At 59.8% G+C, this 18,728-nt stretch carries 12 protein-coding genes, 2 tRNA genes and 1 pseudogene; 4 read left to right on the forward strand and 11 right to left on the reverse strand.

Annotation, left to right across the window (positions count from 1 at the left end; genetic code table 11):
• Positions 1 to 209 precede the first annotated feature (209 nt).
• Positions 210 to 728 carry an Hsp20/alpha crystallin family protein gene (locus BCS36_RS01525; protein WP_291301168.1) on the reverse strand — a complete coding sequence of 173 codons (519 nt, stop codon included), beginning with the start codon at positions 726 to 728 and terminating at the stop codon, positions 210 to 212.
• 399 nt (positions 729 to 1,127) lie between these two features.
• Between BCS36_RS01525 and BCS36_RS01530 the strand changes: the two genes are divergently transcribed.
• On the forward strand, positions 1,128 to 2,021 hold the full coding sequence (locus BCS36_RS01530; RefSeq protein WP_291301169.1) for a flagellin: 894 nt from the start codon (positions 1,128 to 1,130) through the stop codon (positions 2,019 to 2,021).
• A gap of 444 nt (positions 2,022 to 2,465) precedes the next feature.
• Here the strand turns inward: BCS36_RS01530 and rimO are convergent, their stop codons facing one another.
• A complete protein-coding gene (gene rimO, locus BCS36_RS01535) occupies positions 2,466 to 3,794 on the reverse strand; it encodes a 30S ribosomal protein S12 methylthiotransferase RimO (RefSeq protein WP_291301170.1) in 1,329 nt (442 codons plus the stop codon).
• Between the two features lie 127 nt (positions 3,795 to 3,921).
• Here rimO and BCS36_RS01540 point away from each other — a divergent pair, with 127 nt between their 5' ends.
• Positions 3,922 to 6,174: an EAL domain-containing protein gene (locus tag BCS36_RS01540; RefSeq protein ID WP_291301171.1), complete on the forward strand. Its 2,253-nt coding sequence runs from the start codon at positions 3,922 to 3,924 to the stop codon at positions 6,172 to 6,174.
• 576 nt (positions 6,175 to 6,750) lie between these two features.
• Here the strand turns inward: BCS36_RS01540 and BCS36_RS01545 are convergent.
• Together BCS36_RS01545 and BCS36_RS01550 are read right to left on the reverse strand one after the other, a co-directional pair.
• A tRNA-Asp gene (locus BCS36_RS01545) sits at positions 6,751 to 6,827 on the reverse strand.
• A gap of 10 nt (positions 6,828 to 6,837) precedes the next feature.
• Positions 6,838 to 6,913 (reverse strand) — tRNA-Val (locus BCS36_RS01550).
• Positions 6,914 to 7,188: 275 nt separating this feature from the next.
• Between BCS36_RS01550 and BCS36_RS01555 the strand changes: the two genes are divergently transcribed.
• Positions 7,189 to 8,301 carry a polysaccharide deacetylase family protein gene (locus BCS36_RS01555; RefSeq protein ID WP_291301172.1) on the forward strand — a complete coding sequence of 371 codons (1,113 nt, stop codon included), beginning with the start codon at positions 7,189 to 7,191 and terminating at the stop codon, positions 8,299 to 8,301.
• Between the two features lie 448 nt (positions 8,302 to 8,749).
• Here the strand turns inward: BCS36_RS01555 and BCS36_RS01560 are convergent, their stop codons facing one another.
• The 3 genes from BCS36_RS01560 to BCS36_RS01570 form a co-directional block, all read right to left on the reverse strand.
• On the reverse strand, positions 8,750 to 9,682 hold the full coding sequence (locus tag BCS36_RS01560; protein ID WP_291301173.1) for a Dyp-type peroxidase: 933 nt from the start codon (positions 9,680 to 9,682) through the stop codon (positions 8,750 to 8,752).
• A 260-nt stretch (positions 9,683 to 9,942) separates the two neighbouring features.
• Positions 9,943 to 13,263 carry a DEAD/DEAH box helicase gene (locus BCS36_RS01565; protein WP_291301174.1) on the reverse strand — a complete coding sequence of 1,107 codons (3,321 nt, stop codon included), beginning with the start codon at positions 13,261 to 13,263 and terminating at the stop codon, positions 9,943 to 9,945.
• Positions 13,264 to 13,301: 38 nt separating this feature from the next.
• Positions 13,302 to 14,048, reverse strand: coding sequence for an acyltransferase (locus tag BCS36_RS01570; RefSeq protein WP_291301175.1), 747 nt, complete (start codon positions 14,046 to 14,048; stop codon positions 13,302 to 13,304).
• A 580-nt stretch (positions 14,049 to 14,628) separates the two neighbouring features.
• Here BCS36_RS01570 and BCS36_RS01575 point away from each other — a divergent pair.
• Positions 14,629 to 14,916, forward strand: coding sequence for a FeoA family protein (locus BCS36_RS01575; protein ID WP_291301176.1), 288 nt, complete (start codon positions 14,629 to 14,631; stop codon positions 14,914 to 14,916).
• Positions 14,917 to 15,222: 306 nt separating this feature from the next.
• Here the strand turns inward: BCS36_RS01575 and BCS36_RS01580 are convergent, their stop codons facing one another.
• From BCS36_RS01580 to BCS36_RS01595, 4 genes and pseudogenes are all read right to left on the reverse strand, one after another.
• A complete protein-coding gene (locus BCS36_RS01580; RefSeq protein ID WP_291301177.1) occupies positions 15,223 to 15,768 on the reverse strand; it encodes an NADPH-dependent FMN reductase in 546 nt (181 codons plus the stop codon).
• A gap of 98 nt (positions 15,769 to 15,866) precedes the next feature.
• Positions 15,867 to 16,277 carry a thioesterase family protein gene (locus BCS36_RS01585; RefSeq protein WP_291301178.1) on the reverse strand — a complete coding sequence of 137 codons (411 nt, stop codon included), beginning with the start codon at positions 16,275 to 16,277 and terminating at the stop codon, positions 15,867 to 15,869.
• 218 nt (positions 16,278 to 16,495) lie between these two features.
• A pseudogene (locus BCS36_RS01590) lies at positions 16,496 to 18,096 on the reverse strand (ammonia-forming cytochrome c nitrite reductase subunit c552).
• Positions 18,089 to 18,556, reverse strand: a complete 468-nt coding sequence (locus BCS36_RS01595) for a NapC/NirT family cytochrome c (protein WP_291301179.1) — start codon at positions 18,554 to 18,556, stop codon at positions 18,089 to 18,091. Before BCS36_RS01595 ends, BCS36_RS01590 begins: the two are co-directional and overlap by 8 nt.
• Positions 18,557 to 18,728 lie beyond the last annotated feature (172 nt).

An 18,728-nucleotide genomic window follows, 5' to 3' on the forward strand; every position in this document is an offset into this window, starting at 1 on the left:
GGGGGTGATAAAAATCGCCTCCAGCCCCGGAGTTTTCGCGTGGCGGCAAATATTGCCGTATAAAAAAGGGCCCCCGCCACAATGGGGGGGCCCTTGCGGGTCGGAGCGTCAGACCCGCGCGGAGGAGGAGGGGCGCCGCGCGTACGCGGTTTCGCTCACGGGCACAAGGCCCGGCTGTTTTCAGCCCGGGTTCCGGCGTCTATGCCGGATCAGGCTTTGGCAATCTCAATCTTTTTCACTTCCGGCAGGGCTTCAGCCTTGCGGGGAATGGTTATGCGCAGCACGCCGTTTTTATGGCTGGCGCTTATGCCGTTGATGTCCACATCTTCCGGCAGGCTCAAAATCCTGCGGAAAGAGCCGAACACCCGTTCCGACACGCAGCAGTTTTCATTTTCTTCAGTCGTTTCCCGCTTTTTCTCTCCGCTTATGACAAGCTCACGATCTTTCAGGGAAACATCCACGTTTTCCGGCTCCACACCCGGCAGTTCCACATTGAGGACATAGGCCTTTTCATCACCGGCCATGTCCATGCTGGGCGTGAGGGCTTCATTCTCTTTCGTCTGGGGCCAGTCGCCCCGCACGCCGTCCCAAGGGGTCAGCATGCCCTGAAACAGGCCCTGGAAGAATCTGTCGATGTCATCGAACTTATGGCCTGTTCCTTCACGTTGACGCAGTGCTTCGCGCGGCACAAACCACCTGTTGGGGATAAGACGCAGGTTGTTACGCATGATGCAAAACCTCCTGTGGAAAATTTTATATCTCTAAGATAAGTATCACTTTATGGTTGTCAAGTCCGTGTTGAAAACTTTTTAAAAAATTGTACGTCAGACCCGGCATCGTCGGTATGACAATAATTTGACTTTACCGCCTGTCTGTAACTGGCATGATTCCTGCTTTATCCCATGCGCAGGTTAGGGGGGCAGTTTTTACCTCGCGGCAGCCACGGACACCGCAGGAAATAAAAGGCCCATATGATTGGGAGGCCCGCCCCGGCATTGAGACGTGGCGAAGCCAATTGGTAAAAACCATCATCCGTTCGTTATTCGAACATTGTGCGGCGGCAGTCCGCAAGGAAGCGGGCGCGCGCAAGCGCCGCCGGGCATGCAGAACATTCAAGGAGGAATGTCATGTATATCAATCACAATCAGATGGCCACGCAAGTGGCCAATACGCTGACATCGAACTATGGCAAGCTGTCAACTTCGGTGCAGCGTCTGTCCACGGGTCTGCGCGTCAACTCTGCGGCTGATGATGCCGCCGGCCTCGCCATTCGCGAGCTGATGCGTACCGACATCGCCGCTCTGCAGCAGGGTGTGCGTAACGCCAACGACGCCATTTCCCTCATCCAGACCGCTGACGGCGCACTGAGCGTCATCGACGAAAAGCTCATCCGCATGAAGGAACTGGCCGAACAGGCCGCCACGGGCACCTATGACTCCACCCAGCGTCTGATGATTGATTCGGAGTACCAGGCCATGGCTTCGGAAATTACCCGAATTGCCAACGCCACGGACTTCAACGGTCTCAAGCTGCTGGACGGCAGTCTGTCTGGCGACACGCACAGCGGGTCTGCTATGGAAGCGACCGGCAAGATGAAGATCCACTTCGGCACCATGAACGACTCGGCGGAAGACTACTACTACATCCAGATCGGTACGAGCACCGCCTCGGCCCTGGGTGTGGGCAACCAGGCTACCGCTCACAGTGCCACGGCCGACGCCCGTACGGTTTCCACGCAGGAAGCCGCGCAGAAGGCCTTGGTGGGTCTTAATGCCGCAGTGGTCTCCAAGGACAAGATCCGTGCTCACCTTGGCGCATTGCAGAACAGGCTGGAAAACACCATCTCCAACCTCACCACCCAGTCCCAGAACCTGCAGGCTGCCGAATCCCGCATTTCCGACGTGGACGTGGCCACGGAAATGACGTCATTCGTGCGCAACCAGATCCTCACCCAGTCCGCTGTGGCCATGCTTTCGCAGGCCAACAGCATGCCTCAGATGGCCATGAAGCTTATTGGCTAGCATGGACCGGCTTAGGCCGGGCCTGGTTGAGGGCGTGCCCTGGCACGCACACAAATGTCCCCGGGGGGCAACCTCCGGGGATACTTGCGTATGAAAGATTCCACAGGCCTGGGGCCGCGATGGGCCCGCGCAAAAGAATGTTTTTTGCCCAAGAAGACAGGGCAAGCGCACGTTGAGACTATGCAGGCGGCGCATGAGCGGGGCGCTCGCCGTGAAGGCGCAAGCGTCGCCTGTATGCGCCGCCAAGCTCCGAAACGGGCATCTGCAGACAGTGGGAATGTACAGTTGCACCATTGGTCAGCCCCAGGGGCCAAAGGGGCAGCGCACCCCCTGCCGTCGCGGGCTGAAACCCTGCGCGCAAAGCAGCCGCCCACCGCAAAAGCGGCAGTTCCGGCGGCTACTCCGGCGGGCTGTTACGGCAGACGGACGAAAAATCTTGCGCGACTATGCCAGGGCCGTCAGATCATATTCCGTATTTTCAACAATGTCGCATTCAACCAGGGCGCCGGGTGCAACGCCGGGGCCGCTTACATAGGTGATGCCGTCCACCTCCGGCGCCTGAAGCCACACGCGCCCGCTGTGCAGACCCGGCCATTCGGGATGCGGCGCGTCCACAAGCACCTGCATGCGACTGCCCACATGGGCCGCCAGCAGGCGTTCGCTGATGTCTGCCTGTATGTCCATAAGGGTGTCGCGCCGCCACTGTTTTACCTCGTCAGGCACCTGGTCGGGCAAGGCGGCCGCCAGGGTGCCCTCCTCGGCGTAGTAGGCAAAAACGCCCACATGCTGGAAGGAGCTTTCTTCCACAAAGCGGCACAGACTTTCAAAGTGTTCTTCCGTCTCGCCGGGGTAGCCCACAATAAAGGTGGTGCGCAGCGCCGCCTGCGGCAAATTTTGCCGCACTGTGTCGAGCACCCGCCTGGGATTGCCCGCAAAGGGCCGCCCCATGCGGGAAAGCACGTCGGGATGGGCGTGCTGCAGGGGAATATCCAGGTAGGGCAGGAGCGGCGCTCCGGTGTCTCTGATAAGCCGCAGCAGGTCCGGGGTCACCCCCGTGGGATAGAGGTACAGGAGGCGCAGCCATGCCAGGCCCTCAAGCCCAACCAGTTTTTCCAGCAGCAAGGGGAGGCCGTTTTTATAGCCAAGATCAGCGCCCCAGGACGTGAGATCCTGGGCCACCAGCGCCAGTTCGCGCACGCCCTGTCCAAGCAGGGCTCTGGCCTCGTCAACTATATGCTCGGCTGTGAGGGACTTGAGCCCGCCCCTGATGGAAGGAATGGTGCAAAAAGCGCAGTTATGCCTGCATCCTTCGCCCACCTTGAGCCATGCGTAGGACGGCCCCGTGGAAAGCAGGCGGCCGCCGCCCGGCACGGATTCCGGCGGACGCGGCAGACCAAGGGCATCCGCCACCATGGCCGGCCAGCGCGGCAGAGCCGCTGTGGGCAGCCACAGATCCACCTCTGGCAGATCCTCGGCCAGGCCTTCCGCGCCATAGCGCCCGACCATACAGCCGCCCACAACCAGCAGGGGCTTTTTTTTGCAGGAACCAAGGCGCTGTCCGGCATCCAGAACGGCGCGTACGGATTCACGAACAGCAGGGTCGATAAATCCGCAGGTATTGATAAAGACAAGGTCGGCGCGGCCCATGTGCTCCACATGGTTCACGGGCACGCCCAACGAACCCAGCAGGCGCTCGCTGTCCACCCTGTTTTTGGGACACCCCAGGCTCAGTGACCAGACCTTAAGTTTTTTCAGGCTTGTTTTGTATGTCATGAGGGGATTCTACAGATGAGGCGGCGCCTTGTCACCAGTACTGGTTATTTGCATAATACGAACCTAAGTGTTAGGCTATAAGTTAGGAAGTTCTCGCAAGAACGCATACCTGGGCAGACATGTAACTATGAAAATTAACTTTCTTCAAAGCCAATCTGAACTACCTGCCAACAACGCGGGCATGCAGTGCCTTTCCTCCGGTGCAGTGGAAGAGCATTGTTACTCTAGTGTATTGCGTAATGTTTACGATGAAATATATCTGCTTGATTTTGAAAGAAATGAATCGCGCGTGCTGTACAGGGGCAGCGACGTCTTCATGCCGCCAACTGAAGAGTCTTCGCTGTCAAGCCTGTTTGCCGAAGCAGCGGAAGGCCTTGTTCATCCCGACGACACCGAAGCCATGATGCGCTTCTGGGACCCTCTGGCCCGGCATGAGCTTGAGGCCCAGGGGCAACCCTTTGCCACTCTCGATATACGCAGAAAATCCCGCAATCAGGGCTACCGCTGGGTGCGGGTTACGGCCTTTCCGATCCATCAGCCCGGCATGGACCACGGGGTATACCTTGTGTGCGTGCAGGATGTGGACGACCTCAAGCGTGCCTCAAGCATCATCCTTGAAAACGACCTGCTGCAACGCCAGAAGCTCGACAACCTGCGCTACAAGGCGGTGGTCGACCACACGCGCACCCTGGTGTTCGAATGGCGCGACAACGAACTCAGCTACATCAGCCCGCGCATTGCCGAACTTTTGGCTGGCGACTACGACGGGCGCATCCCTTTTGACGTCTGGCGCGAGGATAATGTGCTGTACTCCGGCGACAGCACGGCTTTTGACACCTGCCTTTCCCGCCTTGCGCTGGGCATACGCTCCGGCGAAATGACCGTCCGCCTGCGCCGTCGCGACGGGCAATTCATCTGGTGCAAGGTCACCTATACCTATCTGTCCGACGACACCCCAGGCGACCGCTACATCGGCACCCTCAACGATGTGGATGCCGTGACCCGCACCGAGCAGGCCCTGCGCCTGCGCGCCGAACTCGACCCCCTGACCGGCGCGTACAATACCCAGACGTTTTTTGAAAAGGTTGAAGCCGTACTGCGTGACAACCCGACAGAACCCTACGCGGTTTTGCGGTTTGACGTGGCGGGCTTCAAGGCCATCAACGAGGCCTTCGGCCTGGAGGAAGGCAACCGCCTGCTGCGGGCCATCGCCCGCCTGATCCGTCAGCGCCTCAACCTTGAACATGAGGCTTTTGCCCGCCTGACCGCCGATGTGTTCGCCGTGTGCATCGCTGGCGGCGAAGACAGGATACAGCACTTCATCCACTCGCTTTCAACACGGCTTGAGCACTACTCCGACACGTTCAGGGTCAAGCTTTTTTTTGGCGTCTGCCCTGTGGAAAACCGCCGCACGCCAGCCCATGTGCTGTGCGACTGGGCGTATCTGGCGCAAAAGACCATCAAGGGCAGCGACCTTACGAACTACGCCTTTTATGACGACGCCCTGCGCGAACGCCTGCACGGTGAGAGCTATATTACCGACCAGATGTACAGCGCGCTGGAGCAAAAGCAGTTCAGGCTCTATCTGCAGCCCAAGGTGGAGATGTCCAGCGGGCGCATCGTCGGGGCCGAATCGCTTGTGCGCTGGCAGCACCCCCAGGACGGACTCATCCTTCCCGGGCGTTTTGTGCCGCTTTTTGAGCGCAACGGCTTCATCGTGCGCATGGATGAATACATATGGGACCTCACCTGCCAGAACCTGCGCATGTGGCTGGATAAGGGCTACAAGGCCATGCCTGTGTCGGTCAACGTGTCCCGCCTGCATTTCAACGACGGAACGCTGATCGACAAGCTGGTGCAGTTGACGGACAAATACCGCCTGCCCCGGCACCTGCTGGAACTGGAACTGACCGAAAGCGCCTTTTTTGATAACGAAAAAGCGCTCATCCAGTGCATGTACGAGCTCCAGAGCCGGGGCTTCATCTTTTCTATGGATGACTTTGGCACGGGCTACTCCTCGCTGAGTTCACTGCGCGATCTGCCCTTTAACATCGTCAAACTGGACCGCACGTTCATCAGTGACGGCACCGATAATGAACGCGGACAGATCGTGGCCCGCAACACCATTGCCTTGGCCAAAGACCTGAAAATGAGAATCGTGGCCGAGGGCGTCGAAACCCTTGACCATGCTCGCTTTCTCATGTCCTGCGGGTGCAACTGCGCCCAGGGCTTCTACTATTCCCAACCACTGGATGAAGCCACGTTTGAGGTTTTGTCCTTTATTCAGGAAAAGGCCTTCTGGGTTGACTCGCTGCTGGATAAAGACGCCCGAGAAAAAGGGCTGCCCCTCAGTGACGAAAACACCTTCTGCGATTTTTAACGCCCCCGCCTCGTAAACGCCCCGCGCGCCTTCTGGCTGAGCGCCAGATCCCTCCTGCACTCGCACTGGCAGCCGCCGCCAGAGCTTTTTGGCGTTGCAATTTTTTGTGGGGGAGGGCCCCTTTTGCAAAAGGGCCCTCCCCCACGCCCCCACCCCCTAAAACTCTTATCAGATGTTAACGGTTAACGCCGCACGCGAGTGCAGCGCGCCGCACCGTGGCGTGGACTCTGCCGAAAATCGTATTTTTGGGGCAGAAGTACAAATTGAAATGGGAAGCATTTCAAAGGGAATTTGATCGAGCAGAGTGCAACGGCTTTCTGAATCTGAAGAAGGGCCAGAGGCGGCATCTTTCAGACAGCGCACCATCTCAGCGGCAGCGTGTTCAAGGGGCGATCTTTGCGCCCGGCGCATGACGCGCCGCTAGGTGCGAGTCGTAGGCGTTGCGAATGTACTTTCTGCGTTCGTTCTGGGGGAAGCAAGGGGCGTCGCGACCCGGCGGGGCAGCGGCGTCAGGCAGGTGGGGAGGGTAAACCAATGAAAAAGAGGAGTCAGTAAACTGACTCCTCTTCAACTTTCTGGCGGAGCGGAAGGGACTTGAACCCTCGGCCTCCGGCGTGACAGGCCGGCGTTATAACCGTCTTAACTACCGCTCCGGATTTGTGGTGGTGGGCAGTACAGGACTTGAACCTGTGGCCCCCGCCGTGTGAAGGCGGTGCTCTACCAGCTGAGCTAACTGCCCTCCCGGAGACACGTTTCTATGCAAAAGCCCCCCAAGAGTCAAGAGAAAATTATGTGGTAAAAAAATTTTTACAAAGAAAAAAAATTATATATCTGAAATTATTAAAGAAACGTAATATTCAGGGTTCTCAGCGTGTTCATTGCCTTGCGCCAGAGCGGGCTGAGTGCTAGACCCTCCCTTAGCACTTCTTGTAATTGGCATCTGCTGGCGGGCAAAAAACGCTGATGGAAAGGCCAGTATGAAGGAGTGACAGCAGTTTTTTTCGAGGCAATGTAATGAACCCCCTATGGATTCGCCGTCTGGCGGTATTTTTTTTCGGGCTGGCCCTGTTTGCGGCTCCTGCCGCTGAGGCCCGCGTGGTGGATGGCGGCGTCATCATGGATCAGCACATGCGTGAAAACCTGTGTGCGCTGACCTTTGACGATGGCCCTTCCACCAACACCCCACAGTTGCTGGACATGCTCAGTGAATACGGCATACCGGCCACCTTTTTTCTTCTGGGCAAGCAGGCGGAGCGCTACCCTGACCTAGTGCGGCGCATTCTGGCCGAAGGGCATGAAGTGGGCAACCACTCCTACTCGCACCCCAACCTGCGCCTGCTTTCACCTGCCAACAAGGCACACGAAATTGCCCGAACGGACGCCATCCTGCGTTCGCTTGGGGCCAATCCTACCTTTCTGCGGCCTCCGTATGGGTCGTATGACAACTATACCGTGACTGCGGCCGAAGAGCTGGGCCTGAGCATAATGCTCTGGTCGCTGGACAGCCGCGACTGGAAAAGTCTGCCCGCCAACTATGCCGTTTTGCGCAGCACGCGGGGCACCGTGTATGCGCCCGGCACTCTGCGCGGCATTTTTTTGTTTCATGATACGCACAAGCGCACGGTTGAAGACCTGCCCCGCATCATCAGCGATCTGCGCGCAGGCGGCTGTCAGCGCTTTGTGACCGTGAGCGACTATCTGGACGGCCTGCTGGACCCCGAGCCTGGCATGCTGATGACCCGCCGTGTGCAGCCTGCCGGTCAGCCTGGCAATATGGGGCCGGACGGCCTCACGCCCGAGGCGACGGCCCGCAAATCCGACAAGCCCGTCGAAGTCAGGGAGAGTTTTCAGGAACTGCCGCCAGAAAGTTATCCGGCTGGCACTGCCGCCCTTCCACTGGCCCGCACCAGCCGCCCCTGGCAGCCTGAAGACAATGCGGAGGCAGGGGAGACACAGCGGAATGCGGGAGACAATCAGGCCAGCAATGGCGATGGCGGGCAAATCCGGCTGCCAGCGCGGCAGCCTGCCGAAAGCCCGCTCCGTGCAGCGCCCCTTGCCCCTGGCCCCAATTCCAGCCTGCCTGCAGGCGGCACTGTTTCCAATTCCGACGGCAGCGCAAAATCCTAAACAGTATAGTCACGAGCGCCTTTCCAGTTATTTCTGCGTCGAACTTCGCCTTTTATTCCGGTCGAGTACCATCAGAGTACACTCCCTGCATAAAAGGCTCGTTGTCCTTGATATGACTGGAAATTCATCTTGTGACGACACTGTCCAGATTTTACCTTTGAAAAAGCCAAAAGCGCTAACGAAAATGAATGACCGCCCGTTGCCGGTTTGCCCCCTGTGAGACAGACCGCGACGGGCGGTTTTATATTTTCAGGGCTTTTTTGTGTCGCCGTGCCTGTGCGGCTGCCGTGCTGGTACTCTCTCTGCTCCGCGCTTCGTATTTGGCTTCCCCCTGTAACCCACTGAAACTCACATAAGAGTTTTAGGGGGAGGGGGGTGTGGGGGAGGGCCCTTTTGCAAAAGGGTCCCTCCCCCACAAAGCTTTTCCCCACAAAGTCTTCCACTCCCCCTAGTCCTCACCCAATTCTTCAAGCAGTTCCGCTGAGGGAATGAAAAACAGCGTGCCTGTGGCCGCCGTGCTGAAGTCCAGCAGCCGGTCGGTGTTGCCAACGGGCTCGCCGATGAACATGTTTTCAAGCATTTTGCGCGTTGTGGAGAATTTGCCAGCATAGCCGATAAAATAGGTTCCGAACTCGCCCTTGGCGGGGTTGGCGAAGGGCATGTTGGCCCGAACTATTTTCAGTTCGTTGCCGTGTTCGTCTTCGATATTGGTAACGGCGTTGTGCGCGTTTTCGGGCTTTTCTTCATCACTGAGTTCAACGTCATTGAATTTCCGCCTGCCGATGGCTTTTTCCTGCTCTTCGGTTGCAAGGGCATTCCAGGCGTCCATGTCGTGCAGGTATTTTTGCACAAAGGCGTAGCTGCCGCCCGCGAAGTCCGCGTCTTCAGCGCCGATGGCGGCAGCCGCCAGCCGCGCTTCGTCTTCGGGGTTTTCAGTGCCGTCAACAAAGCCGATGATGGCGCGGCCGTCGTAATAGCGAAAGCCCTGCACCTCATCTATGGGGTATACCGCCCCTTGCAGCTTTGTGCTGATGATGGAGGCCGCTTCAAGGCAGACATCAAGCCGCGCGGCGCGGATATGAAAGAAAATGTCGCCAGGAGTGGAAACGGCGGTGTGCCTGTCGCCCTTGATTTCTTTGAACACTTCCAGCTCGTGGGGTTTGCCGCGCTGGGAAAAAAGTCTGCCCCAGGCATCTGCGCCAAAGCCCATGATGCAACTGATGGCCGCTGCTGGCAGGCGGGTGCGCATGCTTCTGGCGACGGCTGAAAAATCCGCGCACAGGTCTTTGATTTTTGCGGGCGCGTCCTTGGTGTCGCGCAGGCCAAAAATCATGAAAATGGCGTGTTCGCCGGGTGTATTGGTAACGTCTTGGGGTTTCATAGGCAGCCTTTGCGCGTAGTTGTAAAATGGTTGTTGTGGGTGTGTTTCGGGGCTGTTCGCACAGCCGCCTGCGCATTGCAAAGAAAAAGGCTCAAGAGGACGTGGGCTTGGGGCCGCGAAGGGCGGCCTTGAAAGAACGTGGTGGCTCTCTGGATGGAGAGCATGTAACACATGAAATATTCGCCTCAGGGAGGCAAAAGCTTGCCCGGCCGCCTTTCGTGGCAAGGATTTTTCGGGAAAATTCTTGCAGAGCCGTCAATTCATTCCATTCGCAAACTGCTCTGGGGGGGACGCAGGTCCACAGGAACGCGCACGCGCGCCCCGGCCTTGTTGGTGAACAGCAGGTGGCCGTGTTCCAGCCCATAGAGGTAAAGGCGGCGGGTCAGGTCAACGTCCATGCGGCAGTAGGCGGCTATTTCGTCCATCTTCCCTTCCTTCCACCAGCGCAGGGCTTGCAGGCCGTCGGCGCTTTTGGGCGCTTCGAGGGTGGCCTGGCCCAGGTTGTCCAGCGATATGAGGTAGTTCAGCCTGTCCTTGATGCGCTGCAAGATGTCGAGGCTCGGCAGGCCGCGCAGATCAAAGGGCGCAAAGGGAGCGAGCACGGCATAGTCAAAACGCAGGCTGTTGAAACCCACCACCAGTCCGGATGCCCGCATGCGCTCAAACAGTGCAGGCAACTCGTCCTGCGTGTAGCTGAAAAAATCATCTGCGCGGCTGTCATAGGCCACGGCCACGCTGACGCCCATGTCGCCAGCCTTGTGCCAGCCCCCAACCTCGGCTGCGGAGCGGCGCGTTTCCACGTCAAAAACCACAAAATGCTCTGGCGGCGGCAGGGATATGTAGCCCATAAGATCTGTCATGGGGGAGCCTCCTTGAGTGCTGGCCGGTGCGGGGCGCGCGCCGAGGCCTGCGGCAGGGGGTACAGTGCTGTTTGCCCTGACCGACGGGGTTTCTGCCGGGCCGCCCGCCAGGTTGTCCGCCGAGTTGTCCGCCGGGGCGAACGCAGCGCTGCTTGCGGGAGCGGGGCTGCCTGTGGGAACGGACAGGCTTGCGTGAGCGGCGGGCGCAGGCGCGTTGTGCGGGCTTGCGACGGTATCAGGCCGGGATTGGGCCGCCGTCGTGACCCCGGCTGCCACAAACTCGAGTTCGGGGCGCGGGGGCGGCGGGCTTATGACCAGTTTTTCATGCAGCGTGTCGCCTTCTGTGCCGGGCGTCAGCAACTGGCGCAGCAGTTCCAGGGCCGCCCGCTTGTCTATGGGGCGGTTGCCGGAACCGCATTTGGGCGAATGCACGCAGGAGGGGCAGCCGTCCTCGCAGGGGCAGGCTGCCACGGTTTTATAGGTGGCTTCCAGCAGGGCGCGGGCATCGCCGAAGGCCTGGCGCGTGAGGCCTGCGCCGCCGGGCAGGCCGTCGTAAATAAACACGGCGGGCAGCCCCAGTTGCGCGTGCATGGGGGTGGATATGCCGCCAAAGTCGTTGCGGTCGGCCATGATGAGCAGGGGCAGCATGCCGATGGCGGCGTGTTCCAGCGCGTGGATGCCGCCCATAAAGTGCATGAAGTTGTCTTCCATCTCGGCGCGGATGTTGTCGGGAATGACAAACCACAGGCCCTCGGTTTCAAAAACCTGCGGCGGGGCTTCCAGCGGCGTGATGGTCAGCAGGCGGTTGCCCGAGGTGGAGCGCTTTTCATAGCCCGTAACCGTATCGATAATGCGCAGGCGGCCCCGGCACACCAGCACGCGGCCCAGGGACATGCGCGCGGTTTCCTCAAGAATGTCCGTGGCTTTTTGGCCGCGTGTGCGGGTAAACCAGCCCACCTTGGCCTCCTTGGCCATGATGCGGGCGCGGGCCGGGTCCATGTCGTCAATGATATAGCTGCGGCCCCTGTGCAGGTAGACAGCGCCGGGGTGCGTCTCGCGCCATGCGCGAAAGCCGTCCACAGAGCCGATGATGTGGCCCTGCTCGTCTTCAATGCTGAAGGTCTGCCCTGTGCCGCGCAGGTCCACATGACGCTGGGGGCGCTTGCGCGAGGCCATGAGCTGGCTGCCGTCCGCCGATTGCAGCAGCAGTCCCTGGGCATTGAGCTGGCGGGCGGCGGTCAGGGCGGCCGCGCTTGCGAGCATGGGTTCGCCGGGGCGCAGGGGCATTTCGGCGGCGGCGCATTCCAGATGCCGGGCCAGAATGACCTCGTTGTCCGGGTTGACCACAGCCTTTTCCGGCGGGCGGCTGAAAAAGTCTTCGGGATTGCGGGCAAAATACTGGTCCAGCGCGTCCTCGCCCGCCACAATGATTACGGCGGATTCCTGCTGCGCCCGGCCCACGCGGCCGCCACGCTGCAAGGTGGCCATGACCGTGCCGGGATAGCCCACCAGAATGCAGACATCCAGCCCGCCAATGTCGATGCCCAGTTCAAGGGCGCTGGTGCTGACCACGGCCAGCAGGTCGCCGCTGGCCATGCGCGATTCGATGCTGCGGCGCTCCTCGGGCAGAAATCCCGCACGGTAGGCGGAAATGCGGCTGGCAAAGGAGCCGGACTGCCCGGCCCAAAGGCTGATGAGCTCGGTCATGCGGCGCGAACGGCAGTAAACAATGGTGCGCAGATTGCGCGCCAGGGCCGCTTTGAGCAGGTCAATGGCCGCCGTGGCAGGGCTTTGCTCCGGGTTGAGAAAGACAAAATGCCGTGGCCCTTGCGGAGCGCCGGACTTGTCGATGACAACGGGCGGCGGCGTGGCCGGGTTCACGGTCTGGAACACCGGGGCAGTTGCTGTGCCGCTGACAATGTTGCCAGTTGCGCTAAAGGCTGAGCCGCTGCCTGTGCCGCCTGACGCAATGTTTTCTTCTGCAACGGGGTATGCCGTGCCGGTAAGCGCGGCCCCAAGTTCGCCGGGGTTGCCCACGGTGGCGGTGCACAGCACATAGACGGGCTTTGCGCCGTAGCGTCCGGCCAGCCGGTTGAGCCGCCGGAAGACTTGCGCCATGTGCGCGCCGAACACGCCGCGATAGGTATGGGCTTCGTCCACAACCACATGGGTGAGGCCCGCCAGAAAGGCGGCCCACTGCTCGTGGTGGGGCAAGATGCCCAGGTGCAGCATTTCGGGATTGCTGATGAGCACTGCGGGCGGGTCACGCCGGATTTTGCGCCGGAAGTGGTCCGTGGTGTCGCCGTCATACAGGGCGGCGGCGGGGCGGGCGTCCTTGGGCCATGTGGCTGTCAGGGCGTTGAAGGCGGCAAGCTGGTCCTGAGCCAGAGCCTTGAGCGGAAAAAGATAGAGAGCGCGCGCGTCGGGGTCGCGTAAATGACGCTCCAGCACGGGCAGGTTGTAGATGAGGCTTTTGCCGCTGGCCGTGGGCGTGGCCGCCACAATGGAGTGCCCCGCGCGGATATGGTCCGTGGCCAGCGCCTGATGGCTGTATAGCCCGGGGATGCCGCGCTGCTCAAGGGTGCGGCTGATGGCCGTGGGCCAGGGCAGGCGCGTCTGGGCGTACTGCGGCTCGGCGGCGGGCAGCAGACGATGGCAGGTAACCTGCCCGCCAAGCTTTTCAGAAGCCAACAGGGCGGCAATATAGGAACCAACAGACATTTACGCTTCCATGCAGGGGACTTCCACTGGGGAAAAGGTCATTGACCAAAGCCCCCCTGCGGAGCCTCGGACTGGGTGGCAGACGTCGCGTGGTCGGCAGCATGCGCTGCGGCCCTGCGGTCTTCGTTGGGAACAAGAGAGCGCACTATACGCGCTGGCGAACCGACGGCAAGGCTGTGCGGCGGCACGTCCTTTGTGACCACGCTGCCCGCGCCGATGATGGCTCCCTCGCCAATGGAGACGCCCTTGAGAATGATGCAGTTAAGGCCGATCCAGGCGTAATCGCCGATGGTTACGGGCCTGTCGCCTTCCATGCCCGGTTCGGTGGCGCGGGCTTCGGGCGGCCAGTGGGCGTGAAAGTCTGAATCCACAATGATGCAGTTGGGCGCTATCAGCACTTGCCGCCCGATGGTGATGGCCGTGGAGCGGGCCGCAATGGACGTGCCGCTGAGCTGCGCGCCGTGGCCAATGTCTATGCGCGCGTCGGGGCCGAAGGTGCGCAGGCGCACTGGCGTGGACAGAGCCGCGGCCGTTGCCCGCCGCCAGGAAGATATGAGGCTGGTTCCGGCCCCGATGGTGATGTGGCTGCCCGGCCAGCGCATGAGGCCCACCGGGCCGTGCGCCGTGACGCCTTGGCCCACGGGCACGCCAAGAAGGGCGGCCTTGCAGCGCAGACGCAGGGTGCCAAAAAAGCGGCCCCAGCGCGTCATGACCTGAAGGCAGGCGTAGCTTATGATATTGGCAGGGGTGAGGCCCCGGCTGAGAGCTTTTTGCAGCATGTTCATGATGATGTTCCTCTGGCGGCGTTATGGTGGGTGCCAGATTTTTCTGTTAAGGAAACTCTGATTTATTCCGTTTGGCGTCGTTGCTTCACTTTTTTTGAAACAGTCGAGGACGGAAGAGCCCACTCCTGCTTCAAAAAAAGATCGCGCCTTGCCAAACAAAATAACTGCGCGTTTCCAGGAGGCTCTTTAATCAGTGCTTCCTTAAGGCTGTGGCGATCGGGAGTATGCCCTTTGCGCGAAACAGCGCGGGTGTCCCTCGACCACCTGCGCAAGAATGCCAGACTTGCCCCCGGTGGTCGAGAGGTCGGCGCAGGGGCGCAGCGGCAAGCCAGGATGAATTGTTGTTACCTGGTGAAATAATTTATTTAAATAATTGCGGCCAGCCTTGACGGCGGGTGCTGCTTGGAATAAGTTGAAAATGAATTTTGTTTTTACTTATGCGCCCGTTGAAAAACCCTGGTCCGCGCATGCTGTGTGCGCTCGGCTCAGGCACAAAAATATGTGCGGTGCGGTTGTGGGTGCTGCCCGTTGCTGCTGCCGAATGGAATATATGGGCGTGTTCTTTTTTGTTGGGGGTAGTATGGACAGGTCAGAAAATATTTTTCCGCTCACAGCCCTCAAGGTCGGGGAACCTGCGTTCATTGTAAGCATCAATGCCAGGGGTGAACTGGCCCGCAGAATACGCGACATGGGGCTTGGTTCGGGCATGCCTGTTTCAGTGGTGGGCTACGCTCCTCTGCGGGACCCTCTGGCCCTGCGCTGCGCTGAAGTCACCATTGCCCTGCGCCGCCGTGAGGCCAAGGCCATCATGGTGCGGCAGAACATCGAGGCGCAAGTCCCCGCCGCCGCCAGAGCGCAAAAACGTTAAGAAATCAGACCCCAAGGTTTCAACGATAGATTGCGTGCATGAGATTTCCGGTGCTGGTCGCGCCGCAGGCCGTGCACACGCAGCAAAGCCGCCTCCACCCTGTCAGCCATGCATTGCCGCAAAGGCAGACTGAAAACCCGCTCCGGCATGCCGGAGCGGGTTTTCAGTTCACTGTGAAAAAGACAATAAGAGTTTTAGGGGGTGGGGGCGTGGGGGAGGAGACCTTTTTGCAAAAGGTCTCCTCCCCCACGAAGCATTTCAAAGCGCCATTGCGCGCGCATTGCACCGCGAACGTGCTTCAAAAACTTACTTCTTGAGCTGGCGCGTCCACTGGGCAAGGGCCTGCATGACTTCGGCGGTCTGCTTGGTGAGGGCCTCGTCCACCACATTGCCCTTGTCGTCGAAGCAGGGGCTGAAGGCATTGGAAAACAGTTCGGGTTTGTTCAGCACATGCAGGTTCAGGTACACGCAGACCTGACGCAGATGGTACTGGCTGCGGCTGGTGCCCATGCCGCCCCCAGCGCCCACGATGCAGACGGCCTTGCCCGAAAGCGGCGCGAGGTTGGGTTCGCGTGAGACCCAGTCCAGAGCGTTTTTCAGGGCCGGAGCCAGGGAATAGTTGTATTCCGGGCAGGCCAGCACCAGGGCGTCCGCAGCGGTGACCTGTGCAATGAGGTCTTTGGCGGCCTGGGGTTTTTCAATGTCTTCATTATAGAAGGGCAGGGCGGAGATGTTGGCGATCTCCATATGGACGCCCTCGGGAAGATGGGCGGCGCAGCAGCGCAGCAGGCCCGAATTGCGGGAGGCGCGGCGCAGGCTGCCTGAAATGCCCACGAAGGTCAGAGTGCTCATAGGTATTCTCCTTGTGTCCGGCTGTGCGGACAGCCTCAGCCTAACAAGTTTTGTAGCGAAAGCCTATGGAATGGTTTGACTGCCGGATGCGGACGGCGTCAGCAGTCGCAGCCCTTGCGGTCGCGGGTGCGGCTTTCAAATTTTTCCTTGTTTACCACAACGCGCTCGTGGAGGCCCTCGCCGATAAGCCCGGCTTCGTCATGCGCGCTGACCTTGAAGGTCAGTCCTTTGCCGTTGGCGGACATGGCCGTCAGTTCGGCGGTGAAGGTCACCTTCATGCCGCAGGGGGTCGCCGCCACATGGGCCACGTCCACCCTGGTGCCCACGGTGGTCATGCCTTCGGGCAGGGCGTCCTGCACCAGAGCCACGGCGGTGGCTTCCATCCAGGCTATCATCATGGCTGTGGAAAAAACTTCCACAAGGCCGCTGCCAACGCGGCAGGCCAGCATGTCTTCACTGACCGTGGTTTCAGATGTGCCGGTAATGCCCGGCTCCAGAATCTTTTTCATTCTTGCCTCGTTTGCCTTGCCCGGTCTGGATCAGGCCGGGCCGTGGCCTTGCATTGGAGGGTTGCCAGGGGCCCGTTTTGGGGACGCCAAGACAGCATAGTAGAAAAGATACGATGCGCTATCAAGCCCGGTCACAAACGGGTCCGCCCGCGAATGCCAGTGGCGTTCGCGGGCGGACTTGTGCAGACAGAGCCTGTGGAGGTTATGGCTGCGTGGAACTACTTGGGCTGGTCGCTCTGACCAGCCTGGCCGCCTTGCGAGGTCAGGCGGTCCTGGCCTTCCCACACCTGTTCAGCCTTGGGCAGCACGGGCAGCAGCTTGGTCCAGGGATTCTTCTGCAAGAATTCCTGGTCCTGCTGGAGCTTGCGGCTCATGGTCAGGATGGGCGGCACAATATCCTTGATGTCGCCGGCCAGGGCCGGGGCGATGCCGAATTCCGTGGCCTGGGTGGCCAGGTCAACGGCCTTCTGGCTGCATTCCATACTGGTCATGAGGGTGTCGAGGGATTTTGCCGGGTTATGGAAGCCCACGCTGTTTTCAGCAGAGACGTAGTCCCAGAACAACTGGCCCTTGCGCACCATTTCGCGCGCTTCAGTCATGAGGACTTCGTAGTTGGGGGCGCGGTGGCCGTCATAGGCATTGGCAAGGCGCACGGCCTCATGGGCCTTGACGGATATTTCCTGTGCCTTGAGCAACTGTTCGTAGGTCTTCTTCTGGGTGTACAGCACACGCCCACGCAGGTACTCGGCGGTCTTGTCGGCGTGGCACTGGCGGCAGGCGCGCATTTCGGGATCCTTCATGGGCGAGGTCATCCAGTGGCTCGATATCTTCTTGCCGTCTTCACGCACGTACTGCATGTGGCAGTCGGCGCAGGCAACGCCGGCAGCGCCGTGGGGACCGTCCTGGAAGGTTTCGTAATCGGGGTGCTGCATCTTGATCATGGGCACCTTGGAAGCAGCGTGCACCCAGTCAGCAAAGGGGCCGGGCTTGCCGTCCGCGCCCTTGGCGCCGTGGCCCTTGTAGTACTGATACATGTCTTCGGGGTTCATGCCGTTATCCCAGGGGAAGACGGGCTTGGCGGCCGGGCCGTTGTCCTTGTGGGTAAAGTAGTACTCCACATGGCACTGGGCGCAGACGAGCATGCGCTTTTCGTTGCGGCTTATCTTCTGCCAATCCCTGCCGCTGCGCTTGAGCCAATCCTTGAGGGGCTCGGAATACAGGCGCAGTTCCATAGTGCCGGGATCGTGGCAGGTGCGCAGCTTATGCTTTCTTCATGGGCGTTGATCTTGTCCTTGCCGCGGAAGTCGTTGACGTCCATAGACCAGAACTTGTCGCCATACTGGCCGACCCACTCCATCATCTTGGGAGTTTTGCAGTTCCAGCAGGTGGCGGGCAGGTTGCCCTTGCCGTCAGCGCCGAAACGGTTGATGCGGTCAATGTTCACAAAGTCGTCAATGGCGTGGGTATGGCCGCGCGTTTCATTGTATTCATACATGAACGGGTAGCCAAGCCAGAGGTTTTTCAGGTAGGGCTGGGCATGTTTGAATCCCTTGGGCAGGGGGTTCACATTGTCATTCTTGTGATAGGGAACCGACCCTTTATAATCGGTCATGACCGTGTCTTCGTTATTTTTCATATACGAAGCGTACTGCTGCGGAAACTGGCCCTTGAAGGCCGACATTTTGAGTTCGGTTTCAGGGATGCCCGTTTTATATTTGGGGGCCTTCAGCTCGGTGGAAACATCCTGACAGCCGCTGAGCAAAGCAACGCCCAGCAGCGTGGCCAGAGCCAGGGCCGTGGTCACAATTCGCTTATTCATAGGCTACCGTCCTTGTGCTGATAGGCCGCATGCGCATGTGGGTGACGCCCCGGTGACAATCCACGCAGTAAGGCTTGGCGTCCATGCTGGCCACGTTGATGTTGGTTTGGGCATGGCACGCCTTGCAGTTGGCGTTGACCACATCACGAGTATGCAGACTTGGGGGATGCGGAACATCGTGCCCCGTGATGTTGCCCACTACGTCGCGCAGCCCTTCTTTTGCCTTGAACGGCAGTTTGACCAAAAGATTGTGCGGGGCATGGCAGTCATTGCATGAGAGCTTGGCGTGCGCACCCATTTTCTGGGTAACGGCAGCTTCCTGCATGATATGACAGCTGGCGCAGAACGGCCGCTGGTCCGTGGTCGTCATGGCGTACGCCAGAACTCCCAGTAGCACCATGCCCGCCGCAACGCCGCCCAACAGCCATTTGAGCCAGGGTCCATTGCGGGGTGTACCCATAGAGCCTCCTTCACTCGCTCCTAGTGCAGATGCGCCCTGAAAACTCAGATTTCCAGGGCGGGGGTATCGCCCACTGGCAGGCTTGGCAGCCTGCGTAGTCATGAGCGCTGACAACCGCTGAAGCAGAGTACTTTTGAGAACAGGCATTCTCAAAGGTTAAACCACAACCGTT

The sequence above is a fragment of the Desulfovibrio sp. MES5 genome (genome assembly GCF_002237645.1).
Classification (GTDB): domain Bacteria; phylum Desulfobacterota; class Desulfovibrionia; order Desulfovibrionales; family Desulfovibrionaceae; genus Desulfovibrio.